We start from the raw sequence: 20088 nt of genomic DNA, 5'->3' as shown, positions 1-20088 counted from the left end.
ACAGGGAAAACAATCTATTATAAAGTACTGAAAGGACGAATATGAGTGATGACGCTACTCTAGTATTGACTGACATTAAAGCTGCCCTAGCATCAGCGAATAAAGAAGCCGAAGATAAGCCTGCGGCCCTTCTTGTTGTTGGTGGTGATTTAAACGGCACTCTTTTTGATTTAAAAGCAGAAGAGATTACTGTTGGCCGAAGTGCAAAATGTGATATTCCATTAGAATTTAATGGTATCTCAAGAGAGCACTTCAAGTTAGTTTCATCTGCGGATGGATATCAGGTAGTTGATCTTGGTTCTAGAAATGGAACTTTTTTAAATAATAGTAAAGTTGAAGCGCCTACTGATCTTCAAAAAGGTGACATCATTAAGATGGGTGCAATGGCACTTAAATACCTTCCAAAAGGTGATCCAGAGAGACTTACTTATGATAAGCTTCAACTAGAAGCAAATACAGATGGACTAACTGGTTGTTACAATAAGTCTTTCTTCAACAAGAAACTTGATCTTGAAGTGAAGAAGTCAAAAGTGACAGGTACTCCACTCTCTCTTATTGTTTTCGATCTAGATCACTTTAAGAAACTTAATGATAACTACGGACACGATGCTGGTGACTACGTACTAAAAGAGCTAGCTGAAGTTATCCGTTCAAACGGAATTAGAGAAACTGATATTTTCGCACGTTATGGTGGAGAAGAGTTTGTTGTTCTACTTCCTAAAACAAATATTAAACAATCATACGAAATCGCTGAGCGCCTAAGAAAGGCGGTAGAAACTCACGATTTCATTTACGACGATAATAAGTTACCGGTAACTGCATCGATTGGCGTTTCTGACTACAGACAGGGAGTTAGTAGTGGAACAGACCTATTTAAAAGGGCCGACTCTGCAGTATACAAATCCAAGGAAGGTGGAAGAAACCAGGTTAATTTCTATCGCGACTAGTTCGTATAATGGAAATATCAGAGAATACACAAAATAGAATTAACCTTCTTCCCGAACACTTAATTGATCAAATCAAGGCCGGTGAGGTTGTTGAACGCCCGGCCAATGTTCTTAAAGAATTACTTGAAAATTCAATTGATGCAAACTCGACTAAAATTCGAGTTACGATTATTAATGCAGGTTTAGATCTTATCGCAATTGAAGATAATGGTGATGGAATGTTCTTTGATGAACTTCCCTACGCCTTTTGCCGTCACGCAACTTCAAAGATCAATAACTTCGAAGATATCTACCGCCTAAATACTTTTGGCTTTCGTGGAGAGGCACTTGCCTCAATCTCATCAGTGGCACGAATATCATGTCACTCAGCTCCTCGTTCAAATCCTGAAGAAGGTGCAAAGTATGTTATTCACGGAGCTAGAACGGTTGAGCATTCAAAGTATTCGACACATAAGTGTGGAACTTCTACTTATGTCAAAGACCTTTTCTTTAATACTCCAGTTCGATTGAAATTTGTGAAGTCAGGACAGAGTGAGAAGAATGCCCTAAAGCGTGTTATTAACTCGTTCTTAATTAACTACCCTCAAGTTGAGTTCTCAATCACATGGGATGACCAAGACCCTGAAATTTATCGTGCTCAAGAACATACAGTGAATCGAGTTGGGGAAATCTTTAAAAAGAAATCACGCAAAAATATTCCAGAGATTATGCAATCTTATGGTGAATACCTTGGTTCAAGTTGTAAATTCTACGTCTCTAAAGATGCCTCAAAAGGATACAGCGGAAAGCAACAGTTTCTCTTTGTAAACAACCGTCTCTTTACTGACAAAAAGATACATCAGATCATCATTAGAAATATGGAAAAGTTTTGGCCTCAAGGCTTAACTGGCGACTACATCATGCAATTCAGAGTGCCTGAGCATGAAATTGATGTAAACGTTCATCCAAATAAAACAATTATTAAATTTTTAAAGAGCAATGAGATATTCTCTCTAACAAGTGCTACAGCGAAAAAGCTCATTTCAGAAAATCAAGATCATATCAATGAGAACCACTCTCTTGAAATGAATGAAGATGAAGCAAATTTCAACTCTCTATCAAGTGCCCTATTCAACCAAGGTGGAGATAATATTATTGCTAATAACTTTGGCGGTGGTTTAAATCTACAAAGATTTCAAAATGAACTTAATCAAGGTACAGACTTTCATGGCCAAAGCTCTCTTTTTGGAGAAAACACAAGTGGCCAGCAAAGTGAGTTAACGATATCGGCACTTGGTGAAAATATTTTTCTCTTTAATCACATCGAGAGAGGTCCATACTTTGTTGATGCTCAAGTATATTTAGATGAAGCTTGTGGGCAAATTGATATCGACAATATGACTCCTCTACTAATTTCAGAGCCAATTTCAAAAGATATGACGGATATGGAAAACCTATCGCAATACATGGCAATGGGCATTGAAATCGAACGCTTGGATGCTCATACATGCGTCCTGCGATCTGTTTCTCATGTATTTGAGGATCTACCATACGCAAAAATATCTGCAAATATTATTAACGGTAATGATCTGCTTGAAGATTTAGAGCTTCAAGTAAGTGAAGTAAGAAGACTTCTTTCATTTATTTCTTTCTACGATTTAGTAGAAAAGAAAATTGCAAAAAGAATCTCGCCTAAGAAATTAAAAAAATTACTAAAATGACAAAGAAATTAATTCTTCTATTAGGGCCAACTGCATCGGGCAAAACAGGTATTAGCATTGATCTTGCCAAACGTATTGGTATTGAAAAATGTCACGTTATCAACTTCGATAGCGTTCTCTTTTACAATGAATTAAATATTGGAAGTGCTAAGCCAGACGAAGTTGAAATGGACGGTGTCACTCATCATCTCGTTAGCATCTCCCCTATTACGAAAGAATTAAATGCATCTGACTTTGTCGAATTAGCTATAATTAAAATCAACGAGCTTCATTCAAAAGGAATTGTTCCAATTCTAGTTGGAGGTAGCGCCTTCTATCTTCGAAGCCTTATTCGCGGCATGTATGAATCAGAATCAACCGATGAGGCCATTCAGCAAGAGGCCCGTGATCTTTATGAAAAAGAAGGTATGGCCCCAATTGTGGCTTATCTTAAGGTTCATGATCCTGAATCACTTGAGAATCTTCATGAGAACGATCACTATCGTCGTACTCGTGCTTATGAGTACCATCGCATGACGGGGAAGAAGATTTCTGATCAAAAAAAGCAAGCCGATGATCATGGGGCGTATGATTTCTCAACAAATATTCATGGCTGGGACACGCTTAATATTTGCCTTGAGCTTCCAAAAGAAGAGCATTGGGAAATTATACTGAAGCGAACAAAACAGATGCTAGAACAGGGACTGCTTAAAGAGGTTGAAGATATTATGGCCAATGATGATCACTCGCCAGAGCTTAAGGCCCTAAAAACTATTGGCTATAAAGAAACGATTCAATATCTAAATGGTGAGATTACATCTGAAGAAGAACTTATCGAAAAGATTTATTTTGCAACTCGCAGGCTCGCGAAGTCTCAAAAAACTTTCCTAAAAAAAGTAACACCATTATCTCGTTTTCACCCATTAAGTCAGCGAAATGACATCTATAACCTTGTCGAAGACTTCATTCTTGAATAAAGTAGTTATAACGATTTTATTAGAGGTTAATTTTGAAAAAAATGAAAATAATTATTATTTCTGACGGAACAGGTTCTACTGCAAAGGCAATCAGTCGCGCGGCCATGACACAATTCCCAGAAAGTGAAGTCTTCTATACAGGTTTTAAGAATGTTCGCACAAAGGAACAAATTAAATCAATTTTTGACGAAGCAGCTATTCATCACGACCTCGTAATTTATACAATCGTTTCAGCAGAACTTAGAGAATATACAAAAGAAATCTCAATGCAAAAGCATGTGCGCTCCCTTGATTTAATGGGGCCAGTACTAACGACTTTCTCTAATTACTTTCACCAAGAACCAAAGAGTGAGCCAGGCCTTCTACACGCCGTTAACTCTGAGTACTTTGATCGAGTTGCTGCAATGGAGTTCACTCTTAACCATGATGATGGAAGAAACGTAGAAACTCTCCATCTTGCAGATGTCATCCTCGTTGGTATTTCACGTACATCTAAGACACCTCTTTCTGTCTACCTATCTCAGCACGGAATTAAGGTTGTTAATATTCCTATTATTAACGGACAAGATCTTCCTAAGGAACTTTTTGAAATTGACCAAAGAAAAATCTTTGCCCTAACGATTGACCCTGAAGCACTTTATTCAATTCGTAAAAACCGTTTAAATAAACTTGGCGCAACTGAGCACACAGGTGATTATGCGGATACGAATAAGGTTATCGAAGAGTTAGAATGGGCCAATGAAATCTTTGGCAAGAACAAGAGATGGCCGGTATTTGACGTTACTGACCGCGCCCTAGAAGAGACGGCCACAGATATCATGAAACTGCTTCAAATGAGAAAAAATAATATTTTCAAGCAGTTAATGAGTGAGTCTGACGACTAAATTCGACGATAATTAGTTAAATTTCAAATTTATAGCAAATTTACTTAATTAAATACCCAATCGTTCCGATTAACTAAATAACATTATCAATTTAGTAACTACGAGGTTCGTTGTGTCTAAGGTCTTATTTTCTGGAAAAATCAAAGTTAAAGGTGCTGGGGCCGACGTTGTATACAAATTCGATACTCAAGAGCCCACTTTTGATGAAGTAATGATGACGAATTTTACTCATCTAAATTTCTCCGAAAATGAGAAGAGACTTCTAACGGCAAAAAACAGAAAAGACATCTTTAAATTTGAAAACTTGAATACAAAAGAACTTGAAAGATATGCTGGCGACCTACTCTCACTTATTAAAAAAGTAAAAAGCGACAGAATTCAAATTGAAACTTGTAATGCGGGAACTTTTATTTGCTTAGCACTCATCTATTCAGGAAAGATTCCATCTCACCTTGATGTTCACTTCAAGCTACATGGCTCACCACTAAGACTTTTTCCAAGAATCTTAGCGAAACACAAAATTCCTAAACACAATATTTCTATATCTCTATGTAACACAGACAGCTGGGTTCAGGAGTTTCGTTCACTTCAAATGAAGCCAAAATATATTGAACTAAGTCACATTGCCCCTCAAGAAGATCTTGATCTCGTTGGCTAATTTGACTTTTTATTAAGCTAATTGACATTTTGCACCACCTCTTCAATCATTTAAGAAGTGAAAAAAATAATCTTTGCCATTCTTCTTACCCTTTCTAGTTTTGCGGAATACCCGTACTTTAATTTTGATTCTTCAAAACTAAAATTAAATGACTATAGCTATCGTCGCTATGTTCGTCCGCAACTGCGCTCACTTAAGAATGACTTCTATTATATCGTTAAGAGAATTACTTACACATCACAAGACTTTATCAACTTAAGAGAAAATACTCTTAAATTAGTACTGCAATTTGATGGAGCTTATGACGAGTGTAAAAAAAATCAAAAGACTTGTTATCAAGAAATAAAAAAAGTCGTTCCACTTATTCAGGCAACTGAGCGAAATATTAAAAAGCTTCGCGAAGACTTCATCTCTCTTCCAACTCAACAATATGGAAATGTTGACGACTATATTAATCTTATCTCTCTACTTGATAATATTGATAACCTGAATCTTCGTGTTCAATCCTATATACAGCTTCTACATCTAACAGAAGGAACAAATTTTTCAACCTATGTTCCTCATATTGAAAGTTATAAGAATTACGTTGGAAAAATGTATAACTACTCAAATGATGCCTTTATCTACATTATACCTAATGAACTAAAGCCATCCTTTGAACAATTCCTTGATAACTTCCTTTCGCCACTTGAATTAAGAATGATGGCAGAGTTAGATAAACGCTGGTTTATCGATCGTTTGGGTGATCTCAATATGCAATGGAATGTATTTCATATGGACCTAGAAAAAGGTCAGACAGGATTTCCAAGAGAATATGTTCGTAACGTTAAAGTTATGCACGCTCGTTGGAATAGTATTTTAAAATTAATGTTCTACTAACATTGTGCCATTTAAGACATGCGTCCGCTTTCGGTCATGTGCCACAAAAACAAAAAGGGCTCCCGTCGGGAGCCCTTAAAGTATATAAGAAATTTAAATCAAATTAGATTTTAGAACCTCTACTGTACTTCGTCTGAGTTTTCTTTCTTCTCTTCTCAGCCGCTTGTAGCTTTTCTTTATTTCTAATAGAAGGCTTCTTATACTCTTGTCTCTTTCTGTATTCTCTAATAACACCGAAAGCTTCGCAGTATCTCTTGAATTTCTTAAGAGCTCTTTCCGCACTTAATCTTTCATCGATCTCGATTTTGATTGAGTAATCTTTAGACATAACATTCACCTCCTTCTATTTTTTTTTCTCACTACCTTTAACGACAGCTTTATGAGATTTATTCAGAGCTTTAACGCTCTAAATTTTGTCTAGCTTTAATTGGTATGTTAAATTACACGACGGCCCCACAATGTGTCAATGGCCAACTTACTTTAGGTAATATATGCAACAAGGTTTATTCAGCGCAAAAGATTCATCCGTCACACCACTTGCTCATCAAGTAAGACCAAGTAGCAAGCAGGATTATGAGGGCTTTGATGCCCTAGCTAGACGCTTCCCTTTTCTTAAGGGTGAAAATATACCTTCACTTATTGTCTGGGGTCCTCCAGGGAGTGGAAAAACCACGCTGGCCAAGGTGCTAGGTAGTGAAATTCACGCAAATTTCTACGAATTTAGCGCAGTTTTATCTGGCGTAGCAGAACTTAAGAAGCTTATCCAAAAGGCACAAGACGAGGCCCGAGACTTCCAAAGAAAATCCATTATATTTATTGACGAGATCCACCGCTTTAATAAGGCCCAACAAGATGCTCTTCTTCCACATGTGGAACAAGGAAGCTTTATTCTTATTGGAGCAACGACTGAGAATCCTCGTCGTTCAGTTAATCGCGCTCTTCTTTCTCGTATGAAGATTATTGAGCTTAAATCATTCACAACCGACAAAATTCGCTCTCTTATAAAGAGAACGATCACAAAATTAGAAAAAGAATTATCGCAAGAATATCTCGATCTAATTTGTGAATACGCAAACGGTGATGCTCGCATTGCTCTTGGAAGTTTAGAAGTTATTTTCTCTCTTCTTGAACAAGACGAAGATATTGACTTTGAAACAGTTAAAAATATTATCAAAGAAAATTCACGAAACTTTGATGCTGGTGGTGATCGCCACTATGATGTAATCTCTGCCTTCATTAAAAGTATGCGTGGAAGTGATCCCAATGCGGCCATTCTATGGCTAGCTGTTATGCTTGATGGTGGAGAGGACCCAGTCTTTATCGCCAGACGCTTAGTTATCTTTGCAAGTGAAGATGTGGGTAATGCAGACTTAAATGCACTCACTGTTGCTACAAATGCACTTCATGTTGTTCAAAATATTGGTATGCCTGAAGCACGAATTACACTAGCACAGGCCACGACTTACCTAGCTAGTACCGTTAAGAGTAATGCTGCTTACAATGCAATAAACGAAGCCTTAGCATATGTAGAGAATTCGCAAACAATCCAAGTTCCAGAGCATTTAAAGAACTTTCCAGATAAAGATCATAAAGTTGTTTACCAGTATCCACATAGCTTCGAGGGAGCTTTTGTTAAGCAACAATACGCACCTCAAGGAACGCCAAAGTTCTACCAACCAAAAGCGATTGGCGTAGAAAATAATATAAAGAAACGTTTAGAAGAACTTTGGGGAAAGTAGTCTAGTCCCAACGAGAATAAACAACAAACGCATCCGTTTGAAGGTCTTTTGTTACAAAGAAGAATCCCATATTTGATTCAACATAACAGCTCATTGAATAGTCTTGTCCTGGAACAAGTTCGACACAACGGCTTTTTGCACGTCCAGATGGTGTTTTAGAAAAGTTAATTGCGTTATTACTATTACATCCATTTAATTCAAGAGTTGTCCTAATGATAGCAATCGCTTCATCAAGAGGTCTCCCCTCGAAATCAATATCAGCATCTACTTCATCAGTATTAATTTTAAACGCACGACTATCGACATTAAGATCATACGTTAGCTTCTTAATACAATTAAGAGTTGTCTTAGTGTAAGCAAAGACACTTGAAGATATAAGCAATGATGCAATTAAGATGTATTTCATATTAAGTTACCCTAATAATGTTGTTATTTTCTTTGGTGACTTATACAAAACCCGACTAAATAAATCCAGATTTTTCGATAGTATTATTAAACTTTCATTAAGAGCAGCGCGTCTAAATATTGAAATTAGATTACCTGACAGAAATTATTAGAAAAACTTAAGATTCCTATTAGCCATTTTAATAATTATGTCCTATAAAAGCTTCACACACACAAACCACTAAAGGGGATTAGATGAAAATCGCAATCGTTCTATCAACACTACTTTTCGCTCTTACGAGTAATGCTGCAGAATTAAATAACTACTACCCGAAAGAAACTAATGATGTTCTTTCAAGAGGTGGAGCAGAATTAAAGAGCTACCTATTCGAAGTTCTAAATACAACTCACCAAGAAACAAATTCTCAAGATGTTCTTGGATGTGATTCAAAGAACAAAGGTCGTTGTTACAGCCAAAGAAGCCTAGGTTACAAAGGCGCTAGAAAAGTACTTTTCGGAAAAATCCACTTAAAAGAAGATGATAAAGGTTACTACATTAAAGATGTATATTGCCAAAAGACACTAAGAAGAGTTCAAACTCGTTCTATGGGTCCAGGACAAATCCCTAGCCCAAACGTTCTTAACTGCGAGCACACTTGGCCACAATCAAAATTTACTGGTCGTTTTGACAAAGGTCTTCAAAAATCAGATCTACACCACCTATACCCAACTGATTCAAAAGCTAACTCTGTAAGAGGTAACTATGAATTTGATAATGTAGATGGTTTCCCAGTTGATTATGAAGATTGTACAGCTTCACAAACTCAAGGTAACGGTGCTTTCGAACCACCAGCTGAGCACAAAGGAAATGTTGCAAGAGCACTTTTCTACTTCTCAGTAAGATATGATATTTCAATCTCAAACCACCAAGAGCAAGTTCTTAGAGAGTGGGATAAGCTTGATCCAGTTGACGCTGAAGAAAGAGAAAGAAACGAAATTATCTATTCTGTACAAAACAATAGAAATCCATTTATCGACATCGCTAACCTAGCTGATAAAATCGATAATTTCTAAATATTTGACTAATCCATTTCAGTACTAATATTGGCCTTCTGTTAAGAAGGCCTTTCTATTTCATTTTTTATTTTGCAAAACCTTTCATCTTTGAGATGCTTTTATATACAGCAACAATATCAAGGATTAGATTTTGAAATTAAAACTCTTAGTAGCAGCCTTATTGGCACTAACGACCACTGCCGGCTATTATCCGGAATCATTTAAAGCAGAAGTCGCAAATGACCTTTTACAAGATGAAAACCTAAGAACAGAATTACAAAGAATTATCAGCCAAAATCACAAAAAAAATTCCTACTCTCAAGCTAAGCGCTACCTTTTTAACGAATTACATTTAAAATATGATGAAAGTAACCAACCTTATGTAAAAGGTGTTTACTGCAATAAAGTTTTCAATGGAAGTACTCCTAATATCGGACCAATTGGAGATGGGAAAATCCCTAACCATCAAATTGTTAACTGTGAGCACACATGGCCTCAGTCAAAATTTACAGGCGGATTTAGTTCACAACTTCAAAAAGGTGACCTTCACCATTTATTCCCAACTGACTCTAAGGCCAATAGCGTTCGTAGCTCAAATGACTTTGCTGACCTAAAAGGTGGAAAAGCTGCAACGAGAGATTGTTTTGCTTCTCATTCTGATGGACATTATTTTGAACCACCAACAGAGCACAAGGGCAATGTTGCTCGAGCAATGTTCTACTTTGCAACTCGCTATGGAGCGAAGATTAATAGTAGAATGGAAAAATACCTAAGAAGATGGCACGCAGAAGATCCAGTGGACAGCGATGAAATCGAAAGAAATAACAAGATTGAAGAGATTCAAGGAAATAGAAATCCTTATATCGACTTCCCAGAGCTAGTTTCAGATATCAAAGACTTCTAATATATTTTCAACTTTTTGGCGGCCTTTAATATTGAGGCCGTCAATAAAGACCGTCGTTACCGCAGCATTCGCTAAAGTCACAAGTAATCCTAAAAATACTAAAAACTTAATCATAGGAACCTCCTATTTGGCTTCTTAGTCTATTTTAAACACTTATTTAAAGTTCTCACAAATTCTAATTGATTAAGATTTCATGAAGATAGAATTTTAAAGAAAATAGGAGTATAAATAACTATGTTTCAATTTATTAGAAAATTACTTACACAAAAGGGATTCAACGCCAAAGCTAAACGTGCCTTCACGAATTACTACCGTTTTGCAAAAGAATCACAATCATATCTAACTTATTGTAAAGAGATGCATGGAATTGAATGCTTCATGCAAAATAACCTATCAAAAAAGCAATTCTCTGCTCTAACTTCTCACTTTAAGCCCCATCAAAAAGTTCTTGATATCGGTTGTGGAACAGGACAATTAACGGCTTACTTTGCAAAGAAATACAAACTTAAGGCAAAAGGATTTGATCTCGTCGAAAGTGATCATGATTATAAAGAAGCAAATTATGAAACAACATGGCTCGGAGAGAATGAATTTGATCTTGTTATCTCGCTAGATGGTTTCTATATGCTCAATGACCTCTACCGCACTTTAAACAAGATTATGGATAGCTTAAAACCAAAAGGAAAGTTTGTCCTCACCTATACATCAGAGCGACCATTTCACAAAACACGACTTGGTAAGGCCATTGCAAATAAGTATAAAGATAAATTTGAAATTCAAGACTTCACTCAAGATGACCTCATTTTTAATAATAAGGCCAAGGAACTTCTTGAGAAACTTGAATCAGATTTTACTGCTGAAGGAAATTCAAATTTATATCGTACTAAGTATAATGAGATTAGCAAGAATGTAGAGTCCCACAAGGCGAATAAAATGTATCGAAGCCTTATTACTATTTCTAAGTAGTTAGTGATTTAGTTTGTTGGCCTATTGTTTTCTTTGTTAATCTTTTGTGAACTTGTTTTACTTCAATCTCGATGAATTCTATAGTTCATAGTTATGAAGAAGCTCCTACTGATATCGTTTGCCCTTATTCTAACCTTTAAAACATTCGCTACCGAAATCTCAGGTATCGAAATCTCAAGCCACGTAAATGAGTTCTCTGTCGTTGACTCAAAGTATGCAAGAGAAATTTTTTTAGGTCTTCCTGTTAAAAATACCTACGCTGACCTCGTCCATGGCCTCGTCTTTCGCTACCACAAATACTTTTTTTGCGTGCGCGAACCAAGTCATAAATTTCACTGTCATCTCTATCTAAATGGAAAAGGAGAAGGAGAATTATCTTCATATAATAGTGATACCGATTTTGGAAAAGGAGCTATCAGTGAATTTTTAGAAACATCGAGGACAAATGGGAAGGCAAAGATTCGCTTTGAAAATAATACATTAAAGATAAAGTTTGATGGAAACCTGGCCCAAAGATTTTGGCAAAAACTCGACTTAATTGCTGATGACTATCACACAATAGGGGCCAAGAATTACGAAGTGAGGAAAGGTAAACACTTAAATTGCTACTTAGAAAAGAATAAGAAAAAAGATATCTATCAATGCCAATTTAACGTTACAATCAAGACAGATAAACCAGAAATTAAAATCAATAATGATTTGAACTAGGGGCCTGTATGAAACTAATTGGATCAACGACATCACCATTTGTTAGAAAAGTCATTCTCGTACTCGAAGAACTTGGAATTCCTTATGAACTTGAACAAGTGAGATCACTTACTCCAGATGGTGCAAAGAAAATTGGTGAATATAATGCTGCAAGAAGAATCCCAATTCTAGAAACAGAAGATGGATCAATCTTTGATTCAACTATCATTTGTGAATACTTACTCGAAAAACAAGGAAAGCAATTAGATGTACATACAAAATTAGCGCTTCGTTTAATCGATGAGCTTTGTGATTCATGTATCATTCTGTTTCAACAAAAACTCTGGGAATGTGATACAAAATGGGAGTCTAAATTCTCTAAAGTTCAGTACGAAAGAGTGCAGAGTATTCTAGACTCACTTGAAAAGAAAGTTGATAAAGGTGGACTTCATCAGCTGGAAAAAGACTGGCTACTTTGCGTTCTTGATTGGCTGACATTTCGAGATGTTTTTAACTGGAAGAAAGGTCATCTCGCCTTAGAAAACTTCTATGAAAGTCTTAAAGATAGAGAACGTTACCAAAAATCAGCACCAAGAATATAAAAAAAGGCTACCGATGGTAGCCTTTTCTATTTTGATTTTTTTAATTTACTAAAATAATCCCGCCCAATCAGTTGTCTGAAGAGTGTTGATTACGTGTCTTAGGAATTTCGATCCTACTTCACCATCAATCAGTCTGTGATCGTATGTATGAGTTGCATACATCATCTGACGAATTGCAATTGAGTCATCTTCAGTAACAATTGGACGCTTCTTCATTGTACCAACACAGAAAATACCAAGTTGTGGTTGAAGGATAACAGGTGTTGCAATAAGGATTCCGAAAGATCCATTATTTGTGAAAGTATAAGTTCCACCTGACATATCATCCATAGTAAGCTTCTTCGCTCTTGCCTTTTGAACAAGCTCGTCTAGCTTTCTAGCGATACCTCTAATATTTAGGTTATCTGCACCTTTGATTACAGGAACAACAAGTCCGTTACCAGGAACAGCTACAGCACAACCAAGGTTGATGTCTTTTTTCATGATGATATTGTCACCATCAATTGAAGCATTAACCGTTGGGAATTCTTTAAGCGCTTGAACTAGAGCATAAAGAATAAAGTGAGTATAAGTTAGAGAGAAACCTTCTTCTTTTTGGAATTGTTTCTTGAACGATTCTCTAAATTTAAATAGGTTTGTCATATCAACTTCATCAATCGAGTTAACGTGTGGTGAAGTCATTTTAGAAGCAACCATATTCTTAGCGATTGCTTTTCTCATATTATCCATTGGAATAACTTCAACACGTCCGCTTGTTGCAGCTGGTACAGAAGCTGGCGCTGCTGCCTTAGGTGCAGGTGCCGCTGCTACTGGAGCAGGAGCTGCCGCAGGAGCTGAAGTTGTTGCTGCAGGAGCTGCTCCTCTATTATTTAGGAAATTCATGAAGTCAGCTTTGTTTACACGTCCGCCTGCTCCACTTCCTTTAAGGTGTGCTAATTCATTAACATCAACACCATGCTTAGCTGCTAGAGTTCTTACAAGAGGAGTGTAGAAACGACGTCCTGCTGGAACAGAAGCTGCCACTACAGGAGCTGCTGCAACTGCCGCTGGTGCTGCTGGAGTACTTGCCACTGCCGCCGCCGGAGCTGCCGCTGCACCAAATGCTTTTGAAGTATCAGTTTCAATTGCTGCGATTTTAATACCAACATCAATTGTCTCACCTTCTTCAAAAAGAATTTGTTCAACACGACCTGCATATGGTGATGGAATTTCTGATTCAACTTTATCAGTTGAAATCTCAAGAAGGATTTCATCGATTTCAATCATATCACCTGGCTGCTTGTGCCACTTTGTGATTGTACCGTTAGTAATTGACTCTCCCATTTGTGGCATAACAACGTCTTCAAGAGTATCTGAAGAAGAAGCCGCTGCCGCAGGAGCAGGAGTTGCTGCTGGAGCTGCAGGAGCCGGAGCCGCCGCAGCAGGTGCTGCTGAAACAGCTGCATTTGCATCATCATCAATTGCTGCGATTTTTACACCAACATCAATTGTCTCACCTTCTTCAAAAAGAATCTCAACGATCTTTCCAGAGAATGGAGATGGAATTTCCGATTCAACTTTATCAGTCGAGATCTCTAATAGGATTTCATCGATTTCAATTGTGTCACCAACTTGCTTGTGCCACTTTGTAATCGTTCCGTTTGTAATAGACTCACCCATTTGTGGCATTACGATATCATTTTTCATATTCAGTCCTTATATATAATTAAAAATTGATTGATCTACCTTTAGCGTTTAACACAGATTCAGCCAGGAATTCTCCTAAAGTTGGGTGTGGGTGAATCGTTGCGAACATTTCTTCATCAACACCTTCCATTTGTCTGAACAGTACATACTCGTGAATTAGTTCAGTTGCATGAGTACCAACAATGTGTGCACCAAGCATTTCTCCATCTTCACCCATAAGAGTTTTAACAAACCCTTCTGTTTCGTTAGATGCCATGGCCTTACCATTTGCAGTAAATGGAACCTTACCTACTGAGTATTTAATACCTTGTTCTTTAAGAGCTCTTTCTGTGTAACCAACAGATGCAACTTGTGGCTGACAGTAAGTACAACCAGCAACATTCATCTTATCTAGTGGATGTGGGTGAAGACCAGCAATCGCTTCAGCAGCAATAATACCTTCGTGAGAAGCTGCGTGTGCTAAAAGAGGTGGACCAGCAAGGTCACCGATTGCGTAAATATTTGGTACGTTTGTTTGGTAAGTATTATTAACTACAACAAACCCACGATCAGTTTGAACACCAACAGTCTCAAGTCCGATACCATCGATATTTCCTGTCATACCAACAGCGATTAGACCCATGTCAAATTTATGCTCAACAGTCTTACCACCTTTTACTTCAGTGATTGTTACGTCATTACCATTGTTCTTAGCTGAAACTTTTTCAACACCAAGAGACATTTTAATTCCGTATTTCTTATATGCTTTCTCAACTACTTTTGAAGATTCTTCATCTTCGATTGGCAGAAGATTCTTTTGAAGTTCAAAGATATGAACATCAACACCAAATGCATTCCAGAAGTAAGCAAACTCAACACCGATAGCACCAGCTCCGATGATCCCAATTGACTTTGGAAGCTCTTCCATTTTAATTGCTTCCCAAGCACCAATCAGTCTTTTTCCATCATGCTCAAGTCCAGGAAATGAGCGGTAGTGAGCACCAGTTGCAAGGATGATATTTGTTCCTTCAATTGTTTCAGTGTGACCACGAGATGAAGTAATTTCAACTTGAGTATTTGTACGAAGCTTTCCATAACCTTCAAAAACTTCAATTTTATTTTTCTTCATTAGGTAAGCAACACCACCAGAAATCTTTGCAGAGATTCCCTTTGCACGCTTAACAGCTTGGCCACCGTTTAAACCTTTAAGTTCAACATCAATACCAAGATCTTTCATATCAGCAAGCTCGTGTACACTGTGAGCTGCTTTAAGAACCGCTTTTGTTGGAATACATCCACGGTTAAGACAAACACCGCCTAGTTCTTTACTTTCAACGATCGCAGTCTTTTTTCCAAGTTGGGCAGCACGAATAGCGGCGACATATCCACCTGGCCCAGAACCAATAACAATAACATCAAATTTCTTCATAAAAATATTTCCTCAAACTATTGACCATAAGGCCCATAATCAGTAATAAAAGTTAAGATTTAAGGTTCTTCAACGTACTAAAATTATTTAAAATTGGCATGACACATTGCTACGATTCGTTAATATTTACAAATCGTTGTAATTGCCCTCTATAAGCCAACTTAAAGGGATTATCATTAATTTTACACAGAGCGAAATTAAAAATATCAATAAGTATTTCCCAGAAGGCCTTATAGCACTCGATCTAGAGACCTCAGGACTTTCCCCTTTAGTTGACGAAATCATTGAAATTGCGGCTATTAAAGTCATCGGGAACAAAATAGAAACTTTTGAGTCCCTAGTAAAACCTAAAAATCCAATCCCTGAATTCACAACAAAAATCCATGGTATCACAGATGAGATGGTCAAAGATTCTCCTTCAATTGAAGAGGTCTTACCAAAATTTCTTGAGTTCAGTGGAACTCACACTCTTGTGGCTCATAATGCAAAATTTGATATAGGCTTTATCGTCTTTGCGATGCACCAACTTAAGATGGAATTACATAAAGCTAAGGTTTATTGCTCATGCAAACTTTCTCGAAAATATGTGAAAGGAAGTGAGAACCATAAACTAAGTTCATTGTGTAAACACTTTGATATTCCTCTTGAAAATCATCACCGTGCACTTGATGATACAATTGCCTGTCTTCGTGTTTTTGCTAAAACCCTGGATGAAGTGAAGTCAAATCGCCAACTTAAAGAAGGTGAAATTCTAAATATCCAAGACTTTAGAAAGGCCAATATCGCAGAAGCCCCTGAAACGATTCAAAAACTTCAAGCACATATCGCTAAACAAGAAGTTATTGATATCAAATACAAGGGTGGAACATACAAAGGTAAATTTAGACCAATAAAACCTGTTGCTCTTTTACCAATGCCTGCCGGCGATGTTCTCTACGCTCACTGCCTACTTACAGATATCTACAAATCTTTTGCCATTAAAAAGATCCAAGAAATCCGTGAGCATGTTGAAAATGACTCAAAGTAGTTATATAAAGACGCCATGCTAGCAGGAAAATCAATCTCTTATAAAATCCAATTTGTCGTGATCTTCATCATTCACATCGCTCTACTCTATTGGATCTACTGGTTACTTCAAAACACAGGTGTGCTCTCTACAGTAAGTGTAATGCTTCACTTTACAGGAATTGCTCTTTACGGGGCCCTTCTTATTCGTGGATGTGCCTATTGGGCCAAGTGGCATCACCTAAATGACATTAAAAAATACGAAGAACAAAACAAAAAAGATAATAGCGAAGAATGAGAAAAGGACTGCGAAGCACAGATGAAGTCAATGCTCGCTTTGGTCTCAATTTAGAACCATCTCGCTACGAAGTTTTTATCCCCAATCATATAAATGAGCTAATTGAAAAAGAAGGATTTGATGGCATTCATGCCAAACAATTTCTTCCTTCTAATCAAGAACTTCATCAGGATGGATTTGATGACCCAATTGGTGATCAACAAAAATACGTCGCTCCACAACTGATCCATCGCTACGATAATCGCGCCCTTTTTACTCCGACAACTATTTGTCCGGTAATTTGTCGCTATTGTTTCAGAAAGAATGAATTAAGTGGAAAGCATGAAATTTTTAAGGCCGATTTTGAAAAAGTTATAACTTACCTCAAGGCCCATACTGAGGTTAATGAAATTATCTTTTCAGGTGGCGATCCTTTTATGCTTTCAGCTGCAAAAATCGATTTCTACCTAAATGAATTTAGCAAATTAGAACATATTAAATTCATTCGTTTTCATACCAGAACTCCCGCTTCCCTTCCAAATTATATTGGTAATGAAGTGATCGAAGTTCTTAACAAGTTCAAGCAAGTATTCAACGATATCAATATTGTTATTCACATAAATCACGCCGATGAGATCACAAGCGATGTGCGTGATTGTATTGCAAAACTTGGAAAATACTTTCCACTACTCTCGCAATCTGTGCTTCTAAAAGACGTGAATGATAAAGTCGAAGACTTAGAAAAGCTTATTTATAAACTTCATGATTTAGGAGTTAGGCCCTACTACCTCCACCATCCTGACCAAGCAAAAGGTGCCATGCACTTCTACCTCACACAAGATGAAGGGCGAGAAATCTATCGTAAGCTTCGCCGCCAAGTCCCAGGGTGGCTTCTACCTCAATATATTCTCGATTCACCTGATGGCTCGGGAAAAAGAAATCTATAAAGAAATTCTTAAAGAGCAAGATTAATCAAGTTTCCAAAATTAAAGTACGCTATCATAGTTTTATGAGTAATGAATATAACGATAGAATAGCTCTTATCTGTAAATATATAGCTGATAATATTAATGAAGATCTTAACCTTGAAAAACTATCAGAAGTATCAGGTTTATCTAAGTATCACTTTCACCGTGTCTTCACGGCAAAACTTAATATTAGTCTATACAGCTTTATTCAATTAACACGATTAAAGAGGGCCTCGTATCAACTTGTCTTCAACAAAGAAATGAAGATTATCGATATCGCATTTGATGCTAATTTCGATAGTCCTGAGGCATTTTCTCGTTCTTTTAAAAAAGTTTTTAATGTTACTCCTTCTCAATTTAGAAGTGCACCTAACTGGGAAAAGTGGCATGAGAAATATCAATTCATAATTCCTACAGGAGATAATCACATGGAAATAAAAATAATAAACTTAGAAGAAATGAAGGTGGCCGTTCTTGAACATAGAGCTTCACCCACAACTCTTAACAATTCAGTTGAAAAGTTTAAAAATTGGCGAATTCAAAGTAAGCAATCACCAATAAACAAAGCACGCACATTTGGTATCGTCTACAACGATCCAAATAATACAAAACCAGAGGATTTTGCCTTTGATATTTGTGGTGAACTATTTGAAGACTTAAAACAAAATAAAGATGGAGTTATCGAAAAAACGATTCCAGCTGGGCGATGTGCTGTTGTACGCCACTTTGGTTCACCTGATAATATTGAGGGTAAGATCTACGAATTATATGGAAAATGGCTTCCGACAAGTGGCGAGGAGCTTCGAGATTTTCCACTTTTCTTTCATTATCATAACTTCTTTCCAGAGGTTCCTGAAAATGAACTGATCACAGATATTTATTTACCTTTAATTTAAACAAAGGTGCAGAATATATTTGTAAAATTAAGTAGTTAATACTTTATTGAAAAAAAATATTCTGTACCTATTGACAACTTTTTCTCTCAGCAATATATTTCATCTCACTCAAATAAGCGCGTGTAACTCAGTTGGTAGAGTGTCACCTTGCCATGGTGGATGTCGCAAGTTCGAATCTTGTCACGCGCTCCAATTTCGTTAGCTGATTGGGCCCTCTGGGGCCCAAAATGCTTCAAGTCTTTAAAATTAAAAAACTAATGGTTGCAATAAGTTAGTCGAATTCGGAAGTTTAGGCATCTCTGTTTGTTTCAAGATATTTCATAAGTTGGCTACTTTATGGCTACTCTGAGGCTACCCTGTCCAGAGTGAACCATAAGTAATGAGTAGGCGACCCTTATGATAATTAACTTTGTAGAAATTCAAAGAAAACCAAGTGAGCACCACCTTGCTCATAGAAGGTCGTTTCAAACGACCTCTTGAAGAACGAGCAATCCCTTGCTGAACAAAAGGGACACCGTACGATCTTCATTTTATCCAAGACCGTCATCCACTTTTTCGAGAGTCCTTGAAACAGAAGGAGACGGAAAATGTATCAAGACAGATTGCACACTTATTCAGAGAGAAAAGGAAAAGAAAAAACTAATCGCCATACCCGTGAAAGCCAGGCCTTAAGGGATGTGAGAATTTTCAAAAAAGTCACGCGTGAGGAAGTGGCCAAACTAATTGGAAAATCCAAAGAAACAGTAAAGAAATGTGAAGATGGCCGGTCAAATTTTAGCCCTGAAGATCAGGGCATCCTTTTGCGACGCTTCCGCTATACTAAAAGCGAATTTAAACAAATTTTGGAAGGAGAACTTGTCATTCCCAAACTGCCTGCCCGAAGCGCCTACAAAACCACAAGAAGAGACCCCAAAGAATACCGGAAGTATCAAAAAATTATCTCCAAAGAATCTCGCGTCCTTAAAGTTCTGCGCAGAAGAGCGAGACTTTCCCAGCCAGATGCTGCGAAACTTTGTGGTTTCAGTCGTAGCATGATTGACCACAGAGAAAGTGGCAGGGTCGATCTTACTGATAAGCTTGATGAAATACGGCACATTGTTCATTCCTATGGCCAAAAAATGGAAGACTACTATGATCTTCTGAACTCTGAGGTTTTAAGGGATGAGGTCATTGATAATTGCCTGGCAATATTGGAGACAATCTCGGATGACAAACTCAAAGCTGTCCAAGCGCTCTTAGAAAATTTTAAATGATTCCTGCATCCAAGTTTCACACATCACAAATAGGCTTCAACCAATTCGTGCCCCTGACTTTGAACTTCTTCATGTCGCTTAATTTTTCGGACTCCACAAAGGGGAAATTTCCCCCTCGTGGTTGGCCCAGGAATAAAACCGAAGTGCCTTGGGTTCTCACTATTGTGAGAAAAGTGGCCTACAAGCGTACCCGTAAACTTCCTACACCTATTTTCTCCCAAGTCTGCCGACGC

Annotated in this window: 22 protein-coding genes and 1 tRNA gene; 18 read left to right on the top strand and 5 right to left on the bottom strand. The window is 37.3% G+C overall.

Features of this window, described 5'->3' with window-relative positions; all coding sequences use genetic code 11:
• Nucleotides 1-41: 41 nt before the first annotated feature.
• From C0Z22_RS00340 to C0Z22_RS00315, 6 genes are all read left to right on the top strand, one after another.
• Entirely contained in the window at nt 42-947 is a 906-nt protein-coding gene (locus C0Z22_RS00340) for a GGDEF domain-containing protein (protein ID WP_103216337.1), read from the top strand.
• 8 nt (nt 948-955) lie between these two features.
• The gene (mutL, locus tag C0Z22_RS00335; RefSeq protein WP_103216336.1) at nt 956-2647 is read left to right on the top strand and encodes a DNA mismatch repair endonuclease MutL; all 1692 of its coding nucleotides are present in this window, start codon (nt 956-958) and stop codon (nt 2645-2647) included.
• Nucleotides 2644-3603, top strand: a complete 960-nt coding sequence (miaA, locus tag C0Z22_RS00330) for a tRNA (adenosine(37)-N6)-dimethylallyltransferase MiaA (protein WP_103216335.1) — start codon at nt 2644-2646, stop codon at nt 3601-3603. The genes mutL and miaA overlap by 4 nt, the downstream gene beginning before the upstream one ends.
• A gap of 41 nt (nt 3604-3644) precedes the next feature.
• Nucleotides 3645-4487, top strand: coding sequence for a pyruvate, water dikinase regulatory protein (locus tag C0Z22_RS00325; protein ID WP_146037733.1), 843 nt, complete (start codon nt 3645-3647; stop codon nt 4485-4487).
• A gap of 112 nt (nt 4488-4599) precedes the next feature.
• Complete coding sequence (locus C0Z22_RS00320) at nt 4600-5145, top strand: hypothetical protein (protein WP_103216333.1); 546 nt, start codon at nt 4600-4602, stop codon at nt 5143-5145.
• A gap of 57 nt (nt 5146-5202) precedes the next feature.
• Nucleotides 5203-6024, top strand: coding sequence for a hypothetical protein (locus C0Z22_RS00315; RefSeq protein WP_103216332.1), 822 nt, complete (start codon nt 5203-5205; stop codon nt 6022-6024).
• 103 nt (nt 6025-6127) lie between these two features.
• Here C0Z22_RS00315 and rpsU read toward each other — a convergent pair whose 3' ends face one another.
• Nucleotides 6128-6352 carry a 30S ribosomal protein S21 gene (gene rpsU, locus C0Z22_RS00310; RefSeq protein WP_021266202.1) on the bottom strand — a complete coding sequence of 75 codons (225 nt, stop codon included), beginning with the start codon at nt 6350-6352 and terminating at the stop codon, nt 6128-6130.
• Nucleotides 6353-6515: 163 nt separating this feature from the next.
• On the opposite strand from rpsU, the gene C0Z22_RS00305 reads away from it, so the two are divergent.
• Entirely contained in the window at nt 6516-7763 is a 1248-nt protein-coding gene (locus C0Z22_RS00305; protein ID WP_103216331.1) for a replication-associated recombination protein A, read from the top strand.
• 1 nt (nt 7764) lies between these two features.
• Here the strand turns inward: C0Z22_RS00305 and C0Z22_RS00300 are convergent, their stop codons facing one another.
• Complete coding sequence (locus tag C0Z22_RS00300; protein ID WP_103216330.1) at nt 7765-8169, bottom strand: hypothetical protein; 405 nt, start codon at nt 8167-8169, stop codon at nt 7765-7767.
• 233 nt (nt 8170-8402) lie between these two features.
• Between C0Z22_RS00300 and C0Z22_RS00295 the strand changes: the two genes are divergently transcribed.
• Both C0Z22_RS00295 and C0Z22_RS00290 read left to right on the top strand, forming a co-directional pair.
• Nucleotides 8403-9221 (top strand): endonuclease I family protein, encoded by an 819-nt coding sequence (locus C0Z22_RS00295; protein WP_103216329.1) that lies wholly within the window; start codon nt 8403-8405, stop codon nt 9219-9221.
• 133 nt (nt 9222-9354) lie between these two features.
• Complete coding sequence (locus C0Z22_RS00290) at nt 9355-10107, top strand: endonuclease I family protein (RefSeq protein WP_158246750.1); 753 nt, start codon at nt 9355-9357, stop codon at nt 10105-10107.
• Here C0Z22_RS00290 and C0Z22_RS16290 read toward each other — a convergent pair.
• Nucleotides 10087-10221 (bottom strand): hypothetical protein, encoded by a 135-nt coding sequence (locus C0Z22_RS16290; RefSeq protein WP_255407605.1) that lies wholly within the window; start codon nt 10219-10221, stop codon nt 10087-10089. The genes C0Z22_RS00290 and C0Z22_RS16290 overlap by 21 nt on opposite strands.
• Nucleotides 10222-10341: 120 nt before the next feature.
• Between C0Z22_RS16290 and C0Z22_RS00285 the strand changes: the two genes are divergently transcribed.
• From C0Z22_RS00285 to C0Z22_RS00275, 3 genes are all read left to right on the top strand, one after another.
• Nucleotides 10342-11073, top strand: a complete 732-nt coding sequence (locus C0Z22_RS00285; RefSeq protein ID WP_103216327.1) for a class I SAM-dependent methyltransferase — start codon at nt 10342-10344, stop codon at nt 11071-11073.
• Between the two features lie 93 nt (nt 11074-11166).
• On the top strand, nt 11167-11781 hold the full coding sequence (locus tag C0Z22_RS00280) for a hypothetical protein (protein WP_103216326.1): 615 nt from the start codon (nt 11167-11169) through the stop codon (nt 11779-11781).
• 8 nt (nt 11782-11789) lie between these two features.
• The gene (locus C0Z22_RS00275) at nt 11790-12362 is read left to right on the top strand and encodes a glutathione S-transferase N-terminal domain-containing protein (protein ID WP_103216325.1); all 573 of its coding nucleotides are present in this window, start codon (nt 11790-11792) and stop codon (nt 12360-12362) included.
• A gap of 48 nt (nt 12363-12410) precedes the next feature.
• Here C0Z22_RS00275 and sucB read toward each other — a convergent pair whose 3' ends face one another.
• Nucleotides 12411-14048 (bottom strand): 2-oxoglutarate dehydrogenase, E2 component, dihydrolipoamide succinyltransferase, encoded by a 1638-nt coding sequence (gene sucB, locus C0Z22_RS00270; RefSeq protein ID WP_103216324.1) that lies wholly within the window; start codon nt 14046-14048, stop codon nt 12411-12413.
• Nucleotides 14049-14067: 19 nt separating this feature from the next.
• Complete coding sequence (lpdA, locus tag C0Z22_RS00265) at nt 14068-15456, bottom strand: dihydrolipoyl dehydrogenase (protein ID WP_103216323.1); 1389 nt, start codon at nt 15454-15456, stop codon at nt 14068-14070.
• A 142-nt stretch (nt 15457-15598) separates the two neighbouring features.
• Here lpdA and C0Z22_RS00260 point away from each other — a divergent pair, with 142 nt between their 5' ends.
• From C0Z22_RS00260 to C0Z22_RS00235, 6 genes are all read left to right on the top strand, one after another.
• On the top strand, nt 15599-16483 hold the full coding sequence (locus C0Z22_RS00260; protein WP_103216322.1) for an exonuclease domain-containing protein: 885 nt from the start codon (nt 15599-15601) through the stop codon (nt 16481-16483).
• Nucleotides 16484-16498: 15 nt separating this feature from the next.
• On the top strand, nt 16499-16759 hold the full coding sequence (locus C0Z22_RS00255; RefSeq protein ID WP_103216321.1) for a hypothetical protein: 261 nt from the start codon (nt 16499-16501) through the stop codon (nt 16757-16759).
• Nucleotides 16756-17685, top strand: a complete 930-nt coding sequence (locus tag C0Z22_RS00250; protein ID WP_103216320.1) for a KamA family radical SAM protein — start codon at nt 16756-16758, stop codon at nt 17683-17685. The genes C0Z22_RS00255 and C0Z22_RS00250 overlap by 4 nt, the downstream gene beginning before the upstream one ends.
• A gap of 62 nt (nt 17686-17747) precedes the next feature.
• Nucleotides 17748-18602: a GyrI-like domain-containing protein gene (locus tag C0Z22_RS00245; protein ID WP_103216319.1), complete on the top strand. Its 855-nt coding sequence runs from the start codon at nt 17748-17750 to the stop codon at nt 18600-18602.
• A 116-nt stretch (nt 18603-18718) separates the two neighbouring features.
• Nucleotides 18719-18794: transfer RNA gene (locus C0Z22_RS00240), tRNA-Gly, on the top strand.
• 395 nt (nt 18795-19189) lie between these two features.
• A complete protein-coding gene (locus C0Z22_RS00235; protein WP_103216318.1) occupies nt 19190-19855 on the top strand; it encodes a helix-turn-helix transcriptional regulator in 666 nt (221 codons plus the stop codon).
• Nucleotides 19856-20088: the final 233 nt, after the last annotated feature.

The organism is Halobacteriovorax sp. DA5, assembly GCF_002903145.1.
GTDB lineage: Bacteria > Bdellovibrionota > Bacteriovoracia > Bacteriovoracales > Bacteriovoracaceae > Halobacteriovorax_A.
The sequence above is the reverse complement of the archived record's forward strand: the minus strand, read 5'-3'. Positions and strand labels throughout refer to the sequence as shown.